General features: G+C 46.6%; 1 protein-coding gene. It reads left to right on the top strand.

Annotation, left to right across the window (positions count from 1 at the left end; all coding sequences use genetic code 11):
• Positions 1 to 23: 23 nt before the first annotated feature.
• Positions 24 to 1,021 (top strand): contractile injection system protein, VgrG/Pvc8 family (locus tag AC6CHI_RS16090; RefSeq protein ID WP_498122499.1); only part of this gene is annotated, 998 nt, incomplete at its 3' end.

Genomic DNA, 1,021 nt, shown 5'->3' with positions numbered 1-1,021 from the left:
ACTTTATATTTATTAAAAACATTATGTTGAATCATATTTATGCGGCGCTTGAACAGCTGGGGTTCACTGCGCAAAAACGTGTGCTACATCTTCAGTTTTCCCATCCTGTGCTCAATCAGCAGGTCTATTTACAGCGGATTGATGGGGCACATGCGTTGAACCAAGGGTTAACAGCCAGCTTAATTTGCTTGTCGACACATGCCTTTATTCCCCTAAAACAGTTTATTGGCTGTCAGGTCGCGATTGACCAGGTGACGGATACAGGACAGTTGAGTCGCACCACAGGCATTATTACCCAAGCTGATGTCGGTGCGCATGATGGTGCACTCACACTATATCGTCTCACTGTACAAGACCCTACTGCATTATGGAAACAACGTCGTAATAGTCGTGTGTTTATGAATAAAAGCGTGGTGGATATTGTCAACATCCTATTCCAAGAGTGGCAACAAAAAAGTCCGCTGTTTGCTGCCAGTCTAAGCCTTGATTTAACAGGATTGAGTCGAGACTACGATGTCCGTCCCTTCATGATGCAAAGTAACGAAAGCGATGATGACTTTTTAACCCGCTTACTGAGAAGTGAAGGCATCAATTGGCTGATCGATGAAGCACAGCCCTTAGTTCCCCACATCAATCACCCGATTCAAGCACAAAAGCTTCGCCTGATTGATGACAATCAGCATTACCAAGCCCTAGCAAGACAAAGTATCCGCTTTCAGCAGAGCAGTGCCGTACAAACAGCTGACAGCATTACTCACTGGCAGGCACAACGTCAGTTACAACCGACAGCGGTACATGTCCAACGCTGGCAAGCTGATGCCTTGAGCCAAGAAGATGGTGCAGGCAGCGTCTACAGCAAACAACAGCAGAGCGAACAATATGACCACAGCAGTCTAGGACTAGAACAAGCTTGGCACTTTGCACCTGCATGGATGCAAGACCTAAAGGGAGAAGATGGGGCAACCGCATCGGGTAATCCGCAACTGGAACAATTCAATCAGCAGCTATCAGACTACTACCA

The organism is Acinetobacter sp. GQ146 (genome assembly GCF_059758585.1).
The sequence above is the reverse complement of the archived record's forward strand: the minus strand, read 5'-3'. Positions and strand labels throughout refer to the sequence as shown.